Raw genomic sequence first — 14566 nt, 5'->3', positions numbered from 1 at the left:
AGGGTGACGGACGTCTCCGTCGTCTCGTTGGAAGGACCAACCCCCTCGTGAGTGGCCCCCTGGACGGCGTCCTCGTCGTCGACCTGACCCGCGCCCTGGCCGGACCGCACGCCGGGATGATGCTCGGCGATCTCGGCGCCCGGGTGATCAAGGTGGAGAGCCCGGGCAGTGGTGACGACAGCCGCGGCTGGGGCCCGCCGTTCGTGCAGCCCGAGGGCGCCGGCCGGGAGTCGACGTACTTCTTCTCCGCCAACCGCAACAAGGAGTCGATCACCCTCGACCTCAAGGACGACGCGGACAAGCAGGTGCTCACCGAGCTGGTGCGCCGCGCCGACGTGCTGCTGGAGAACTTCCGGCCCGGCACGCTGGCCCGCCTCGGCTTCGGCACCGACGTGCTCGCCGAGCTGAACCCCCGGCTGGTCCAGCTGTCGATCAGCGGCTTCGGCCACGACGGCCCCGAGGGGCAGCGCGCCGGCTACGACCAGATCGCCCAGGGCGAGGCCGGGCTGATGTCGCTGACCGGCTCCGGCCCGGACGACCCGCAGAAGGTCGGCGTCCCGATCGGTGACCTGCTGGCCGGCATGTACGGCGCCTACGGGGTGCTCGCCGCGCTCCTGGAGCGCGAGCGCACCGGGCAGGGCCAGGTGGTGCGCACCTCGCTGCTGGCCGCCGTCGTCGGCGTGCACGCCTTCCAGGGGACGGCGTACACCGTCGCCGGCCAGGTCAACCGCGGGCAGGGCAACCACCACCCCTCGATCGCCCCCTACGGGCTGTTCCGCTGCGCGGGCGGGAGCGTGCAGCTCTCCTGCGGCAGCGAGGGGCTGTGGCGCCGGCTGTGCACCGAGTTCGGCTTCGACCCGGAGGCACCCGGCCTGGCCACCAACGGCGAGCGGGTGGGCAACCGCGAGCGGGTGATCGAGCTGCTGGAGAGCGCGTTCGCCGAGATCCCGGCCGAGGAGCTGCTGGCCCGGCTGGCCGCGGCGGGGGTGCCGGCCGGCAAGGTGCGCACCCTGGACGAGGTCTACGCCTGGGAGCAGACGCTCTCCCAGGGGCTGGCGATCTCCGTCGACCACCCGACCGCCGGGCCGCTCACCCTGCCCGGCCCGCCGCTGCGCTTCTTCGCCCCGGGCAGCGAGGGCGAGACCGAGACGACCCGCCGGGACCACACCCCGCCCCCGGTGCTGGGCGCCGACGGCGAGGCGATCCGGGCCTGGCTGTCCGGCCCGGCCCAGGGCGTGCCGCAGCCGGCCGGCGAGGGCGCCGACGTCGAGGACGGGCACGCCACGTGAGCTCCCGGCTGGACGCCCGGGCGCTGCGGGACATCGTGCTCGACCCGGGGTCCTGGCGGTCCTGGGACTCCAGCGTGCCCCCGCGCGAGGTCGACGACGCCTACGCCGGAGAGCTGGCCCGCGCGGCGGAGAAGAGCGGCCAGGACGAGGCGGTCGTCACCGGCGAGGGCACGCTGCGCGGCCGGCGGGTGGCCGTCGTGGCCGGGGAGTTCGGCTTCCTGGCCGGGTCGATCGGCGTCGCCACCGCGGAGCGGCTGATGGCGGCGGTCGAGCGGGCCACCGACGAGGGGCTGCCGCTGCTGGCCGCCCCGGTCTCCGGGGGCACCCGGATGCAGGAGGGCACCGTCGCCTTCCTGCAGATGATCGGGATCACCGCGGCGATCGCCCGGCACAAGGACGCCGGGCTGCCCTACCTGGTCTACCTGCGCGGCCCGACGTTCGGCGGGGTGCTCGCCTCCTGGGGCTCGCTGGGGCACGTCACGATCGCCGAGCCGGGCGCCGCGATCGGCTTCCTCGGCCCCCGGGTGTACGAGGCGCTGTACGGCGAGCCCTTCCCGGCGGGGGTCCAGACGTCGGAGAACATGGCCTCGCATGGGCTGATCGACGGCGTCGTCCCGGTCGACGAGCTGGCCGACGTCGCCGACCGGGCACTGCGGGTGCTGGCCGCCCGGGAGACCTGGCACCGCGCCGCCTCGGTCGAGGGCCCGGTCTCCGGCGACGGCACGCAGGCCGACGACCCGGAGGACGGCCGCAGCGCCTGGGAGGTGGTCACCGCGTCCCGGCGGACGGCGCGCCCAGGGGCACGCCAGCTGCTGCGGACGGCGGCGACCGACGTCGTGACCCTCAACGGCACCGGCGCCGGCGAGTCCGACCCGGGGCTGCTGCTGGCGCTGGCCCGCTTCGGCGGCGCGCCCTGCGTCGTGCTGGGCCAGGACCGGCGTGGGCAGTCGCTGTCGGCGCCGCTGGGTCCGGGTGCGCTGCGCGAGGCCCGGCGCGGCATGCGGCTGGCCGCGGAGCTGCGGTTGCCGCTGCTCACGCTGATCGACACCCCTGGCGCGGCGCTGTCGGTCGACGCCGAGGAGGGCGGGCTGGCCGGGGAGATCGCCCGCTGCCTGCAGGACATGGTGGTGCTGAAGGCGCCGACGCTGGCCGTGCTGCTCGGCCAGGGCACCGGCGGCGGCGCGCTGGCCCTCGTGCCGGCCGACCGGGTGCTGGCCGCGGCCAACGGCTGGCTGGGCCCGCTGCCCCCGGAGGGCGCCTCGGCGATCGTGCACCGCACCGTCGACCGGGCCGACGAGCTGGCCGCCTCGCAGGGGGTGCGGGCCACCGACCTGTGGCGGGCCGGGATCGTCGACCGGGTGGTGCCCGAGCGGCCCGACGCCGCCGACGAGCCGGTGGAGTTCTGCCAGCGGCTGGGCCGGGTGCTCGCCGAGGAGCTGGCCGGGCTGCTCGGCCGGGACGACGTCGAGCGGATGCGCTCCCGCACCCGCCGCTGGCGGCACCTGGGCCGCTGACGCCGCTGTCCTCCCGCACCAGCGTCGGACCGGGGACGGCCTCCTGGTCGTCGTACCCCTGGGCCAGGATGTCCGGCGTGGACAGCCGCCCCATCCGCCGTTTCCGGCCCGATCCCGGCCGGGCCGCCCCGACCGACGACGAGCGCGCACGGTGGCCGCTGACCGTGCCGGCGGTCGCCCAGCTGCTCGACACCGGCCTGGAGCTGCCGCACGGCGCCCTGGTGCTGGTCGGTGAGAACGGGTCGGGCAAGTCGACGGTGATGGAGCTGCTCGCCGTCACGCTGGGCCTCAACCCGGAGGGCGGCACGGTGAACACCCGGTTCAGCACCCGGCCCAGCGAGCCGGAGTCGCTCGGGCTGGTCGTCGAGCGCAGCCCCGGCGCCTCCCGGTGGGGCTGTTTCCTCCGCGACGAGACGCTGCACGGCCTGTACAGCCACCTGGAGGGTCTCGGCGGGCCCGACCCCGACTACCACGAGCTCTCGCACGGGGAGGCGTTCCTCGAGGTCCTGACCCGGCGGGCCGGCGGCGGGGGCGGCACGTACCTGCTCGACGAGCCCGACGCGGCGCTCTCGTTCGGCGGCAGCCTGGCGCTGGTCACGGTGCTGCTGGACCTGGTGGCGTCCGGCGCCCAGGTCGTCGTCGCGACCCACTCCCCCGTCGTCGCGGCCCTGCCGGGCGCCCAGCTGGTCGAGGTCGGTGAGTGGGGTCTACGGCCGGCGCGCTGGGACGAGCTGGAGCTCACCGTCAACTGGCGGCAGTTCCTCGCCGACCCGGCCGGCTACCTCCGCCACCTGCGCTGACTGTGAGGCTGGTCGGGGGTGGACCGATCGGCGGAGGACGTCGGGAGGTCGTACCCCGGGGCCAGGATGGCCGGGTGGACCTGCGACCGATCCGCCGTCTCAAGCCCGATCCCGGTACGCCACCGCCGAGCGACCAGCAGCGAACGCGGTGGCCGATGACCGTGCCGGCCGTCGCGCAGCTGCTCACCGAGGGGCTGGAGCTGCCGGCCGGCGCCCTCGTGCTGGTCGGCGAGAACGGCTCGGGCAAGTCGACGGTGATGGAGCTGATCGCTGCCACCCTGGGGCTGAATCCCGAGGGCGGGTCGACCGGCGCCCGGCACCGCACCCGCGCCAGCGAGCCGGAGTCGCTCGGGCTCGTGGTCGAGCGCAGCCCCGGCGCGTCCCGCTGGGGGTACTTCCTCCGGGACGAGACGCTGCACGGCCTCTACAGCTACCTCGAGGCCAACCCGACGGACCGACCGGAACCCCTCTTCCACGAGCTGTCCCACGGCGAGGCGTTCCTCGAGGTGCTCACCAGCCGCGCGGCCGGGAAGGGCACCTACCTGCTCGACGAGCCGGACGCCGCCCTGTCGTTCGGCGGCAGCCTGGCCCTGGTCTCGCATCTCCTCGCACTGGTGGACCGGGGGGCGCAGGTCGTCGTCGCCACCCACTCCCCCGTCGTCGCCGCACTGCCGGGCGCCCAGCTGGTGGAGGTCGGCGGATGGGGGCTGCGACCCACGCACTGGGAGGAGCTGGAGCTCACCGTCCACTGGCGGCAGTTCCTCACCGACCCGGCCGCGTTCCTCCGCCATCTGCGCTGACGAGCGAGCCGGTGGGGTGGGTGCGCCACGAGGACCGCGGGCAACGTCGTCGGGACCGGTCCGCCCCCGTGCTCAGTCGGGCTCGTGCACCCGCAGGGTGGCGTCGGGGTCCAGCCGGTCGAGGACGGCGGCGAGCGCCTCTCCGAGCGCCTGCGTCTGCGCGGGGGTCAGCGCGGCGAACAGCCCTTCCCGGACCGCGGCCACGTGTCCGGGGGCGACCCGCTCCACGACCTCGCGGCCCGCGTCGGTGAGCACGGCGAGGTTCCCGCGGCGGTCCTCGGCGGCCTTCTCGCGGCGCACCCAGCCCCGATCCTCCAGCCGGGCCACGGTGTGCGAGAGCCGGCTCTGCGACTGGTTGGCGGTGCGGGCCAGGTCGCTCATCCGGCGGCTCCCGCCCGGCGCCTCGGACAGCATCGCCAGCACCACGTAGGCCGGGTGGGTGAGGCCGGCGTCCCGCTGGAGCTGGGCGTCGAGGGTGCGCGGCAGCAGCTCCGCGACGGCCAGCCACGCCCGCCAGGTGCGCTGCTGCTGCTCGTCGAGCCACGGGGAGGCCACGGTCGAACGGTATCCGGCGGCTGCCGCCCATCCGACCGCCGGCCTGCCAGACTCCGCGCGTGCAGGCCCCGTCGGCTCCTCGCCCGAAGCCCTCGCGCGTGCCCGCCCGAACGCTCCGGCACCTCGCCTCGGCGACTGTCCTCGGAGTGGCCGCCACGCTGATCGGCACGCCGACGGTCCTCGCGTCGTCGTTCAGTGGGGTGACCGCCGTGCTGCTGGTCCTGGGGCTGCTGACCGTGGCCGCGGTGGCGCTGGCCACCGGCATCGACCGGGTGACCGGCCCGCCCGACCCGGATCCGTTCGGCTCTTTCGCGCGCGGGGTCACCCTCGGGCTCATGGGGACGGGGGCCGCCGCCCTGTTCGGCCTCGTGGTGGTCCAGGCGGACCTGCGCTCGGCGCTGCCCGACGCCCTGCTCCTTGCCGCCGCGGCACTGCCGTTCCCCTTCGTGGCCGCGCTCCAGTGGCCCGGTTCCGTCCGGAGAGGGACGACGCTCGTGATCGTCACGTGCGTGGTCGCCTCCGTTGCCGCGTGGTACCCCGGGGCGCGGCAGGGCTGGCAGGACGAACGGGTGCTCACCGAGGTCGGCACCCTGTCGCGGCCCTGGGTCACCACCGTGGACGGGTATCAGCGGGAGTCGCCGCAGCACACCGGCGGCGAACTGATCGTGACCCCTCACCTGCCCGTGGACGGGATCCGTGGCGGGGAGTTCCGACTGTTCCGCGACGCCGCGACCGCCGTCGAGGGCGACCCGTGCGCCGCAGGGACCACGCCGGGGACCCTCGCCGTCGAGACGCTCCGCTCCTGCCGCCAGGTGGCCGCGCACCGCTGGTCCTTCACGACCGACGCCTCGCAGGTCCTGCTCGGTCAGGAGGAGGACGCCTGGGTGTGGGTCGCTGCAGCCCCGGACGAGCCCTCGAGCCTGCTCGACACGGCGCTCGACGGAGCCCGGCCCATGACCGGGGACGAGTACGACGCCTGGCTGGACGAGGTGCTGGCGGAGTCGGGGCCGTAGTCGTCCAGGGGCCATCGAGCAGGCGCACTCCGACGCGAACATCACACTCGCCCGGCAGACATGGACGTGACCGGGCCGCGCGGCGCATCATTGGCAGTCGCCGGGGCGGAGTGCCAGCCCGGCTCGGATCGGACGAGGAGCTCCAGCACCGTGCCCACCTACCAGTACGTCTGCACCAACCCCGAGGTCAAGCACGAGTTCGAGGTCGTGCAGTCGTTCACCGACCCCGCGGTCGCCACCTGCCCCGAGTGCGAGGCGCCGGTGCGCAAGGTCTACGGCTCGGTCGGCGTGGTCTTCAAGGGCTCGGGCTTCTACCGGACCGACAGCCGCAAGGGCGAGGGCGCGTCCACCAGCTCCGGCGCCAAGGACTCCGGCGGGAGCAAGGAGTCCAGCAGCAACAAGGAGTCCGGCAGCAAGGACTCCGGCGGGAGCAAGGACTCCAGCGGCAGCAAGGAGTCCGGCAGCAAGGCCAGCAGCACGGCGTCGTCGTCGAGCAGCTCCTCGTCCAGTGGCAGCGGGGGCAAGGCCGCGAACTGACCGGCGCACGGACGACGGCGGCGCGCTGCCGCCGGTCCACAGCCGGGCCCGCAGTCCACAGCTCCACGCCGCGACGGGAGGGACACCCCCGTCGCTCCTAGCGTCGCCGTGTGCCCCGATTCCGCCGTCCGCACTCACCCGTGCACCTGCTGCTGCGACAGGTGGCCGCGGCGGCGCTCGTGTGCCTGGCGCTGGTCCTGGCGCTGCGTCCCCCGCCGCCGGGCCCGGCCGGGCCGGCCGCGGCGACCACCCCGGTCGTCGTCGCCACGGTCGACCTCCCGGCCGGCACGGTGCTCACCGCCGGCGACCTGGCGGAGGCCGAGCTGCCGATCGGCCTGCTCCCGTCCGGCGGCACGGCCGACGCCGAGAGGTTGACCGGCCAGCTGCTGGCCGCGCCGGTGCGCGCCGGGGAACCGGTGACCGACGTCCGGCTGGTCGGGCCGGGGCTGTGGTCCACGGTCCCCGCCGGCCAGGTCGCGGCACCGGTGCGGTTGGCCGACCTCGCGGTGGCGACGCTGCTGCGCGCCGGTGACCGGGTCGACGTGCTGGCCGCCGGCGCTGCCGGCCCGACCCCGTCGCCGGCCGTCGAGGTGGTCGCCGCCGACGCTCTCGTGCTGACCGCCCCGACGCCGGCGGTCGCCGACGGCCCGGCCGCGGGTGCACCGGCCGGCGGCGGGCTGCTGGTGCTGGCCGTCTCCCCCGACACCGCGGCCCGGTTGGCCGCTGCCGCGGCGACCGCGACGCTCACCGTTACGCTCGGCCGGCCGTGATCATGGGGCCACGCCGGGTGCTCCCGCGACCGAGAGGTGCTGCCCGTGCTCAAGGGCTTCAAGGACTTCCTGCTCCGCGGGAACGTCATCGACCTCGCGGTGGCGGTGGTCATCGGGGCCGCGTTCACCGCCCTGGTCAGCTCGTTCACCGAGGCGTTCCTGCGCCCGCTGATCGGCCTGGTCGGGGGCGGTGGCGTGCAGGGCGGGACGTTCGAGGTCAACGGGCAGACCTTCGGCTGGGGCGACTTCGTCAACCAGCTGATCACCTTCGTGCTGACCGCGGCGGTCATCTACTTCGTGGTCGTGCTCCCGATGAAGGCGCTGTTCGAGCGCCGCGAGCGGGGCGAGCAGACCGGGCCGGTGCTGCCCACCCAGACCGAGCTCCTGGTCGAGATCCGCGACCTCCTCCAGGCCCAGCACGGCCTGCCGCCGGCGGCCGACTCCGAGGCCCGGCACCGCGCCTGACCCGCGAGGCGGCTCCTTCAGTCGCTGCCCCAGTGCGGCGGGCGGTCCTCCAGGTAGCGGCGGTCGTCGTCGTCCGGGTCGGTCAGCCGGTCACCCCAACCGACGTCGCTGTCGTCGGGTGCCCGCTCGCGGCGCGGCGCGGCGGGCGCACCGGGTGGCTGTTCGCACTCTGACACGCCACCGAGGGTAGGCACGGTCAGCCGATCGGCTGGCCCAGCCCCTCGAGCACCTCCGCGCCCGGTAGCCCGGCCAGCACCGCACCGGGGACGGCGAGCTTGCTCCCCCGGGTGCCCGAACCGATGACCACGAGCTCGCTGGCGGCCACCGCGGCGTCGACCAGCACCGGCCAGGACGCCGGCAGCCCGACCGGGGTGATCCCGCCGTAGGCCATCCCGCTCTCGGCGACTGCGACGTCCTGCGGGGCGAACGAGGCCTTCCGCGCACCCAGGTGCCGCCGCACCAGGCCGTTCACGTCGGCGCGGGTGGTGGCCAGCACCAGGCAGGCGGCCAGCGTCGTCTCCCCCGACCGGCGTGCGGCGACGACCACGCAGTTGGCCGAGGCGGCGGCCGGGACCTCGTAGACGTCGGTGAACGCGGCGGTGTCGGCGGCGGCGTCGTCGATCGCCGCCACCCAGGCTGGCCCGGTCAGCGCGGGCAGCGCCGCGGCCACCGGCTGCCCGAGCAGCTCCGGGTGGTCGGCGGCCGGGAGCCAGGTCAACGTGCCGAGCTGCGGGGCGGAGTCGGGTGTGGCCATGCCCCTGATCGTGCGACACGGTCGAGGCCGCCGCCGCGCGGGGGTCGGCTGCCGGAGGCCTGCTGGTGGTGGCCGACCGGGGCGGGAGAGGATGGCCGGCATGATCGGTCAGCTGCACTCCGTGGTCATCGACGCCCCCGATGCGCACGCCCTGGCGACGTTCTACGCCGGCCTGCTCGGCATGGAGGTCAACGGCGAGCCCGGCGACGACTGGGTGGTGGTCACCGGCGCCGGCTACCGGATCGCCTTCCAGCAGGCCCCCGACCTGCAGCCGCCCGACTGGCCGGACCCGGACCGCCCCCAGCAGTTCCACCTGGACATCCGGGTCGTCGACGTCGACGTCGCCGAGCCGCAGGTGCTCGAGCTGGGCGCCCGCCGGCTGCCCGGCGGCGGTGGGGACTTCCGGGTCTACGCCGATCCGGTCGGGCACCCGTTCTGCCTCGTCTGGGACGCCGCGTGACGCCGGACCTGACGGCCGCCAGCGCGTTCGTCGCGGCGACCGGGTTCGACCTGGCCGAGGTCACCGGCACCCGGGTCACCGGGCACGTCGAGGTGGGGCCGGAGCACCACACGCCCTGGGGCGTCGTGCACGGCGGCGTCTACTGCACGATCGTGGAGGGCGCCGCCAGCGTCGGGGCGAGCGCCGCGGTCGCCGAGCGCGGCCAGTTCGCGGTCGGAGTGAACAACAGCACCGACTTCCTGCGCCCGATGACCGCCGGCGGGCTCGACGTGCTCGCGGAGCCGGTGCAGCAGGGCAAGACGCTCCAGCTGTGGCTGGTCACCCTCACCCGTGACGACGGCAAGATCGTGGCCCGCGGGCAGGTGCGACTGCAGAACGTGCCGCTGCCCGCGCAGTGACGGCGACGGCGACGGCGACGGCGACGGTCGAGCAGGCCGTCGCCGCCGCGGTCGCGGTCGCCCGGCGGCACGGCCTCCCCGTCGACGACCCGGCGCTGCTGTCCTGGGGCGTCAACGCCGTGGTGCACCTGCGCCCGGCACCCGTGGTGGCCCGGGTGGCCGTGTACACACCACTGCTCCGCCCGGAGATCGACCGGCCGTTCACCCGGGAGGTGGCGCTCGCCGCGGCGCTGACCGAAGCCGGGGCGGCCGTCGTGCCGCCGACGGACCTGCTGCCACCCGGCCCGCACGAGCACGACGGGCTCACCGTGTCGTTCTGGCGACATGTCGACGTGTCGCCGGATCGACCGACCGCGGCGCAGGCCGGCCGGTCGCTGGCCGAGCTGCACGAGGTGCTCGACACGCTGCCGCCGCTGTGGACCGGCTCGCCGCTGGACCGGCCGCTGGAGGACCTGGCGGTCTTCGTCGCCTCCGGCACCCGACTGGGCGCGGACCGCACGCTGCTCGGCGAGGTCGAGGAGCTGGTGACCGCCCTGCGGCCCCGGCTCGCCGGCCCCGAGATGACGCTGCACGGCGACACGCACCCGGGGAACCTGCTGGTCACCGGCGACGGGCTGCGCTGGACCGACCTCGAGGACACCAGCCGTGGCCCGCGGCACTGGGACCTGGCCAGTCTGCGCGCCTCTGCTCGCCTCGACGGCCGGGCGGCGCTGGACGCGATGCCCGATCCCGTGGGCGATGCCGAGCTGGCGCCCTTCGTCTGGCTGCGGCGGCTCTACGCGGGCGCCTGGTGGTTCGTGCACGCGGCGCGGGAGCCGGCGGACCTCCCCGAAGCCCGCGCCCGGCTGGCCGCCGCGGTCGAGGAGGTCCACGCCGGCCTGGCTTGAGCCGCCTGACCTGACGTTGAGCCGTGCCGCGGCGTGGCTCGACGTCAGCTCGGCCGGGTCAACCCGGCCGGCGACCGACGAGTTCTCGGGACGACGTCAGGGCCGGAGGCCCGTCGGCACGGCGGCGGGGTCGAGGACCACGCGGAACAGCGCCCGCGGGTCCTGCAGGGTGGCCGGCGGCCGCGCCGCCGACCGCGGCACCACCGAGGTGAACCGGGCCGGACGGCGGTGCGGCAGCAGCTCCTTCGCGGCGAAGGCGTAGTCGCCCACGACCTCGCCGAGCAGCAGCCCGGCGCCGAGCTCGACCGGCAGCCCGACCAGGTCGCCGGGAGCCACCTCGTCGAGGAAGGCCGACAGCTGCCGCAGGTCCTTGGCCGGGCGGCGGCCGGAGAGCTCCTTGGACAGCGCGCGCAGCTCGGCCGGCGACTGGCCGGTCGCGTCGACGTCGATGCCGGACTGGGTGCCCAGCCCGACCACGCCGGTGGCCAGCGCCGCGCCGAGCTCGTTGTGCGCCCGTGGCCGCACGACCCAGACCGGCACCCCCTCGGGCTCGGGCGCCCGGGGGACGTCGTCGGCCCCGGGCCAGACGTACGGCAGGTCGTCGGGGTCGCCGGGGAACCGGGACCGGTAGAACGCCGGGTCCTTGGCCAGCAGGTTCGACCGGTGCGAGCGGTGCAGCTCCTCGTCGCCCACCCAGGTGGGCAGCAGCCCGGCCGCAGCCGCCTCGGTCTGGGTCAGCCGCGCGGCGTCCGGGGCGAACTCGGAGATCAGCGTCTCGGTGCTGTCGGCGAACCCGCGCTCACGCCAGACCCGCACCATGGCCAGGGAGTAGACGACCAGCCCGGCGGTGTGCCCGCGCCACATGGTGACGACCGGGTGGTTGGCCCAGCCGTAGTCGGGGAGCTCGAGGGCGCGCAGCACCTGCAGGCACTCGACCCGCTGCTTGCCCAGCCGAGGGTTGTCCAGGAGCCGGGCGGACTCGGTGAAGTCGGCGACCGGCAGGAACGTCTGCATCGCCCGACTTCCTGCCCGGGCCGACCGTCGGCCAACCTCCCAGCCGTCGAGGGGCCGAAGTAGCGAGTCCGGCCCCTCCCAACGGTCTTGAGGGGCCGAAGTCGCGATTGTGGCCCTTCAGGTGTCGAGCGTGCGGAGTGCGGTCTCCCAGCGGGCCCGGCGCTCGGCATCGTCCTGGTCCCACCAGGCGGGGCCGCGTTCACCGAGGCCGGTCTTGGCCAGCTGCACCCGGGCGCGGGCGGCGGCCACCGCGTCGTCGTCCCCGCGCGACGTGCGCACCGCCGAGCGGGCCACGCCCAGGTGGTGCAGCAGCCGGGCGCGGACGTCGTCCGGCAGCGCCGGGTCGGCGGTCCGCCAGCGCCGGCCGTCGGCGACGACCCAGCGGCCGTCCGCGGTGCGCTCGACCTCACGGCTCATCCCAGTCGGCGGGCCAGCTCGGGCAGGACCGCACCCAGCGGCGCGTCGACCTTGACCGTGGCCTTCGCGTCCCCGCGGGTGGACCCGGAGTTGACGATGGCGACCGGGATGCCGCGCTTGGCGGCGGCGATGACGAACCGGTAGCCGCTCATCACGGTCAACGACGAGCCGAGGACCAGCAGTGACCGGGCGCCGTCGACCAGGGCGAAGCAGGCGTCGACGCGGTCGCGGGGCACGGTCTCGCCGAAGAAGACCACGTCGGGCTTGAGCGGCCCTCCGCCGCAGGCCAGGCAGTCGACCATCACGAACCCGTCGAGCGCCTCCTCGGGCAGCTCGACGTCGCCGTCGGGGTTGACCTCGTCGGTCGGCTCGGGCCGGAACCCGGGGTTGACCGCCCGCAGCCGGACGTCGAGGTCGGCACGGGAGGCCATGTCACCGCAGGCCAGGCAGACGGTGCGGTCCAGCCCGCCGTGCAGCTCCAGGACGTCGCGGGCACCCCCGGCCTGGTGCAGCCCGTCGACGTTCTGGGTGATCACCTCGCCGACCGCCCCGGCCTGCTGCAGCGCCGCCACCGCGCGGTGCCCGGCGTTGGGGCGGGCCCGCTCGATCTGCCGCCAGCCGACGTAGCTGCGCGCCCAGTAGCGGTGCCGGCCCCGCGGGTCACGGGTGAAGGTCTGGTACGTCATCGGCGTGTGCCGGCGCAGCGAGCCGGTGGCGCCGCGGTAGTCGGGGATGCCGGAGTCGGTGGACAGCCCGGCACCGGAGAGGACGACGGCTCCACCGTGGGCGAGCAGGTCGGCGAGCTCGGAGAGGCCCTCGACGGTGGGGGTCGCTGCGGTCACTCCCCCATCGTCCCTGCCCGACGGCGGACGCGCCGCGATCGGCGTGTGTAGCCGGCCGCCTGCCCGGTCACTCTTCTCCAGAGTTCCCGTCCGCCCGGCCTCCCTGGGCCCGACCGAGGAGGCCGACCGTCTTCGCGCCCCAGCCTGACCGCACCACCGACCACCGACCGGGTGCCCGGTGACCGGGTGGTGGTGGGACGTCATCGGCGTGGCCATCGTGGCGTTCGCCGTGGTCGACGAGGTGCGGACCACGCTGGCGGTGGCCAGCGGCCCCGGGCCACTGACCCAGGTGCTCACCCGCGTCGCGTGGCGGCTGACCCGGCGGCCCGCGGTGGCGGACTCGGCCCCGGTGCGCTTCGTGGGCGGCCCCGGGGTCATCCTGATCGGCGCGACCCTCGGCGCCTGGTTCACGCTGCTCTGGGTGGGCTGGTCACTCGTCTTCCTCGGCGGCGAAGATGCGGTGGTCGGCTCCTCGAGCGGGGCGCCCGCCTCAGTGTGGGAGCGCTTCTACTTCGCCGGCTACAACGTCGCCACCCTGGGCAACGGCGGTTACCAACCGGCCGGAGCGGGCTTCCAACTGGCCACCATGGCCTCCGCGCTCAGCGGGATGCTGCTGATCACGCTGGCCGTGTCGTACCTGACCCAGGTGATCTCCGCGGTCGTCGGCAAGCGGAGCTTCGCCTCCCAGGTCACCGGGTTCGGCAGCACCGGCGCAGAGATGGCAGCTGGCCTGGCCTCGCCCGGCACGGCGTTCCCGGCGGTGGTGTCCCTGTCGTCGCTGTCCTCGACACTCACGACGGTGGCCCAGCAGCACCGGGCCTACCCACTGCTGCACGCCTACCGACCACGCACGCCCGAACTCGGCACCGCGCCTGCGGTCGCCGTGGTGCTCGACGCGGTGTTGGTGCTGTCGTCGGCGGCCGACCCGGCCGACCGGCTGCCGCCCGGGGTGCGCCGATCGGTGCTCTCCGCCGTGCAGCAGTACGTGACCCATGCCCCCACGGCCGGGGGCGAGCAGGCTCCCCCCGCGCCGGCGCTGGACGCCGCGGAGACCAGCCGCCAGGGGCTGACGGTGGACCCCGTTCGACTCGCCGAGCAGACGGCCGAGAGTGCCGAGCTGCGCGACGAGCTGTCGCGGCGGATCACGGCGGCCAGCTACGACTGGCCCGGCACCCCGTCCTGAGCGCGCCCCGCGTCAGCGGGTGGCGAGCTCCTGGTCCAGACGCGTCAGCATCGCGCCCTGGATGCGGGCGAGGCCCTTGGGCGCGAAGGTGCGCTCGAAGAAGCCGCCGATGCCGCTCGCGCCGGTCCAGGTGGTGTGAGCACGCACGGTGCTCGCACCGGCGTCGGCCGGGTGCACGGTCCAGGTGGTGACCATGGAGGAGTTCGTGTCGCTCTCCACCAGGGCGCCGTCGGGCCCGGCGGTGACGACGACGTCCTGCTCGCGCACCCGCTTGGAGGTGGCCTGCAGGCGCCAGTGCACCTTCGTGCCCGCGCCCTGCCCGCCGGCGTCGACCCGGTACTGGCTGTACTGCTCCGGCAGCACCTTCGGGCGGGTGACCTCGTAGTCGGCGAGCGCCGCACGGACGACGTCCGCCGGTGCGTGTACGACGTGCTCTGCGGTGGCGACGACCTGACCCATGGGCCCATCCTCCGCCCCGGGCGCTACGGCTGCTCCGGGTGCCCCTCCTCGGCGTTGAGGTACCGGCAGCGGAACCGGGCATTGGCCATCGCCTCGGTGAAGCGGGCCTCCCACAGCGGGTCACGGGCCGGGAAGCTGTCGAAGACCCGTTCCTCCAGCACCTCGGGCCGGCCGTCCAGGCCGATGCAGGTGCGTTGCAGGAGCACGCGGGTGACGCCGTCGACCTCGTCGTGGCCGGCCGTCCAGCGGGCCGCGGCGATCGCCGACTGCCGGCGCACCCGGTCGCGGGCGGGCAGCCGCCAGCCGTCCGGGCCGGTCACCGTGGTCTGCGGCACCGACATCGCCCAGGCCACGAGCCCGGCCAGCACGAGGACCAGCAGCGCAGCCGCCAGGATGCCGACCATGTCCG

General features: G+C 75.4%; 20 protein-coding genes. 12 read left to right on the top strand and 8 right to left on the bottom strand.

The features are described 5' to 3' along the window. The first annotated feature begins 47 nt into the window (after positions 1-47). From O2W16_RS16545 to O2W16_RS16530, 4 genes are all read left to right on the top strand, one after another. Positions 48-1289 (top strand): CaiB/BaiF CoA transferase family protein, encoded by a 1242-nt coding sequence (locus O2W16_RS16545; RefSeq protein ID WP_269159913.1) that lies wholly within the window; start codon positions 48-50, stop codon positions 1287-1289. Further along, entirely contained in the window at positions 1286-2803 is a 1518-nt protein-coding gene (locus tag O2W16_RS16540; protein ID WP_269159912.1) for a carboxyl transferase domain-containing protein, read from the top strand. The genes O2W16_RS16545 and O2W16_RS16540 overlap by 4 nt, the downstream gene beginning before the upstream one ends. A gap of 77 nt (positions 2804-2880) precedes the next feature. Further along, on the top strand, positions 2881-3603 hold the full coding sequence (locus O2W16_RS16535; RefSeq protein ID WP_269159911.1) for an AAA family ATPase: 723 nt from the start codon (positions 2881-2883) through the stop codon (positions 3601-3603). Between the two features lie 155 nt (positions 3604-3758). Continuing rightward, positions 3759-4403 carry an AAA family ATPase gene (locus O2W16_RS16530; protein ID WP_269159910.1) on the top strand — a complete coding sequence of 215 codons (645 nt, stop codon included), beginning with the start codon at positions 3759-3761 and terminating at the stop codon, positions 4401-4403. A gap of 72 nt (positions 4404-4475) precedes the next feature. On the opposite strand, the gene O2W16_RS16525 is transcribed toward O2W16_RS16530, so the two are convergent. After that, positions 4476-4958, bottom strand: a complete 483-nt coding sequence (locus O2W16_RS16525; protein WP_269159909.1) for a MarR family winged helix-turn-helix transcriptional regulator — start codon at positions 4956-4958, stop codon at positions 4476-4478. A 146-nt stretch (positions 4959-5104) separates the two neighbouring features. Between O2W16_RS16525 and O2W16_RS16520 the strand changes: the two genes are divergently transcribed. From O2W16_RS16520 to mscL, 4 genes are all read left to right on the top strand, one after another. After that, a complete protein-coding gene (locus tag O2W16_RS16520; RefSeq protein WP_269159908.1) occupies positions 5105-5971 on the top strand; it encodes a hypothetical protein in 867 nt (288 codons plus the stop codon). A 150-nt stretch (positions 5972-6121) separates the two neighbouring features. Continuing rightward, the gene (locus O2W16_RS16515) at positions 6122-6508 is read left to right on the top strand and encodes an FmdB family zinc ribbon protein (protein WP_269159907.1); all 387 of its coding nucleotides are present in this window, start codon (positions 6122-6124) and stop codon (positions 6506-6508) included. Positions 6509-6618: 110 nt separating this feature from the next. Continuing rightward, entirely contained in the window at positions 6619-7278 is a 660-nt protein-coding gene (gene cpaB, locus O2W16_RS16510; protein WP_269159906.1) for a Flp pilus assembly protein CpaB, read from the top strand. 45 nt (positions 7279-7323) lie between these two features. Continuing rightward, entirely contained in the window at positions 7324-7743 is a 420-nt protein-coding gene (mscL, locus tag O2W16_RS16505; RefSeq protein WP_269159905.1) for a large conductance mechanosensitive channel protein MscL, read from the top strand. A gap of 17 nt (positions 7744-7760) precedes the next feature. Here mscL and O2W16_RS16500 read toward each other — a convergent pair whose 3' ends face one another. Both O2W16_RS16500 and O2W16_RS16495 read right to left on the bottom strand, forming a co-directional pair. Next, positions 7761-7919: a hypothetical protein gene (locus tag O2W16_RS16500; protein WP_269159904.1), complete on the bottom strand. Its 159-nt coding sequence runs from the start codon at positions 7917-7919 to the stop codon at positions 7761-7763. A gap of 20 nt (positions 7920-7939) precedes the next feature. Next, positions 7940-8497, bottom strand: coding sequence for a YbaK/EbsC family protein (locus O2W16_RS16495; protein ID WP_269159903.1), 558 nt, complete (start codon positions 8495-8497; stop codon positions 7940-7942). 100 nt (positions 8498-8597) lie between these two features. Here O2W16_RS16495 and O2W16_RS16490 point away from each other — a divergent pair, with 100 nt between their 5' ends. The 3 genes from O2W16_RS16490 to O2W16_RS16480 are packed head-to-tail and all read left to right on the top strand — an operon-like array spanning position 8598 to position 10242. Beyond that, positions 8598-8957, top strand: a complete 360-nt coding sequence (locus O2W16_RS16490; RefSeq protein WP_269159902.1) for a VOC family protein — start codon at positions 8598-8600, stop codon at positions 8955-8957. After that, complete coding sequence (locus O2W16_RS16485) at positions 8954-9355, top strand: PaaI family thioesterase (RefSeq protein WP_269159901.1); 402 nt, start codon at positions 8954-8956, stop codon at positions 9353-9355. Before O2W16_RS16490 ends, O2W16_RS16485 begins: the two co-directional genes overlap by 4 nt. Then, the gene (locus O2W16_RS16480) at positions 9352-10242 is read left to right on the top strand and encodes a phosphotransferase (RefSeq protein WP_269159900.1); all 891 of its coding nucleotides are present in this window, start codon (positions 9352-9354) and stop codon (positions 10240-10242) included. Before O2W16_RS16485 ends, O2W16_RS16480 begins: the two co-directional genes overlap by 4 nt. Positions 10243-10338: 96 nt before the next feature. Here the strand turns inward: O2W16_RS16480 and O2W16_RS16475 are convergent, their stop codons facing one another. From O2W16_RS16475 to O2W16_RS16465, 3 genes are all read right to left on the bottom strand, one after another. Further along, positions 10339-11256 (bottom strand): MSMEG_6728 family protein, encoded by a 918-nt coding sequence (locus O2W16_RS16475; protein ID WP_269159899.1) that lies wholly within the window; start codon positions 11254-11256, stop codon positions 10339-10341. A 117-nt stretch (positions 11257-11373) separates the two neighbouring features. Next, positions 11374-11673: a biopolymer transporter Tol gene (locus tag O2W16_RS16470; RefSeq protein ID WP_269159898.1), complete on the bottom strand. Its 300-nt coding sequence runs from the start codon at positions 11671-11673 to the stop codon at positions 11374-11376. Next, the gene (locus O2W16_RS16465; protein WP_269159897.1) at positions 11670-12515 is read right to left on the bottom strand and encodes an NAD-dependent protein deacetylase; all 846 of its coding nucleotides are present in this window, start codon (positions 12513-12515) and stop codon (positions 11670-11672) included. The genes O2W16_RS16470 and O2W16_RS16465 overlap by 4 nt, the downstream gene beginning before the upstream one ends. A 178-nt stretch (positions 12516-12693) precedes the next feature. Here O2W16_RS16465 and O2W16_RS16460 point away from each other — a divergent pair, with 178 nt between their 5' ends. Then, positions 12694-13698, top strand: coding sequence for a potassium channel family protein (locus O2W16_RS16460; RefSeq protein WP_269159896.1), 1005 nt, complete (start codon positions 12694-12696; stop codon positions 13696-13698). A 12-nt stretch (positions 13699-13710) separates the two neighbouring features. On the opposite strand, the gene O2W16_RS16455 is transcribed toward O2W16_RS16460, so the two are convergent. Continuing rightward, positions 13711-14157 (bottom strand): SRPBCC family protein, encoded by a 447-nt coding sequence (locus O2W16_RS16455; RefSeq protein ID WP_269159895.1) that lies wholly within the window; start codon positions 14155-14157, stop codon positions 13711-13713. Positions 14158-14180: 23 nt separating this feature from the next. Beyond that, positions 14181-14561 (bottom strand): hypothetical protein, encoded by a 381-nt coding sequence (locus O2W16_RS16450; protein WP_269159894.1) that lies wholly within the window; start codon positions 14559-14561, stop codon positions 14181-14183. Positions 14562-14566 lie beyond the last annotated feature (5 nt).

The organism is Modestobacter sp. VKM Ac-2984, from assembly GCF_026967985.1.
In the GTDB taxonomy this organism is placed as follows: Bacteria; Actinomycetota; Actinomycetes; order Mycobacteriales; family Geodermatophilaceae; genus Modestobacter.
The sequence above is the reverse complement of the archived record's forward strand: the minus strand, read 5'-3'. Positions and strand labels throughout refer to the sequence as shown.

Coding starts and splice junctions, on each gene's coding strand:
- O2W16_RS16530 (WP_269159910.1), top strand. CDS start 3,759: ATGACCGTGCCGGCCGTCGCGCAGCTGCTCACCGAGGGGCTGGAGCTG.
- O2W16_RS16495 (WP_269159903.1), bottom strand. CDS start 8,497: ATGGCCACACCCGACTCCGCCCCGCAGCTCGGCACGTTGACCTGGCTC.
- O2W16_RS16490 (WP_269159902.1), top strand. CDS start 8,598: ATGATCGGTCAGCTGCACTCCGTGGTCATCGACGCCCCCGATGCGCAC.
- O2W16_RS16475 (WP_269159899.1), bottom strand. CDS start 11,256: ATGCAGACGTTCCTGCCGGTCGCCGACTTCACCGAGTCCGCCCGGCTC.
- O2W16_RS16470 (WP_269159898.1), bottom strand. CDS start 11,673: ATGAGCCGTGAGGTCGAGCGCACCGCGGACGGCCGCTGGGTCGTCGCC.
- O2W16_RS16455 (WP_269159895.1), bottom strand. CDS start 14,157: ATGGGTCAGGTCGTCGCCACCGCAGAGCACGTCGTACACGCACCGGCG.
- O2W16_RS16450 (WP_269159894.1), bottom strand. CDS start 14,561: ATGGTCGGCATCCTGGCGGCTGCGCTGCTGGTCCTCGTGCTGGCCGGG.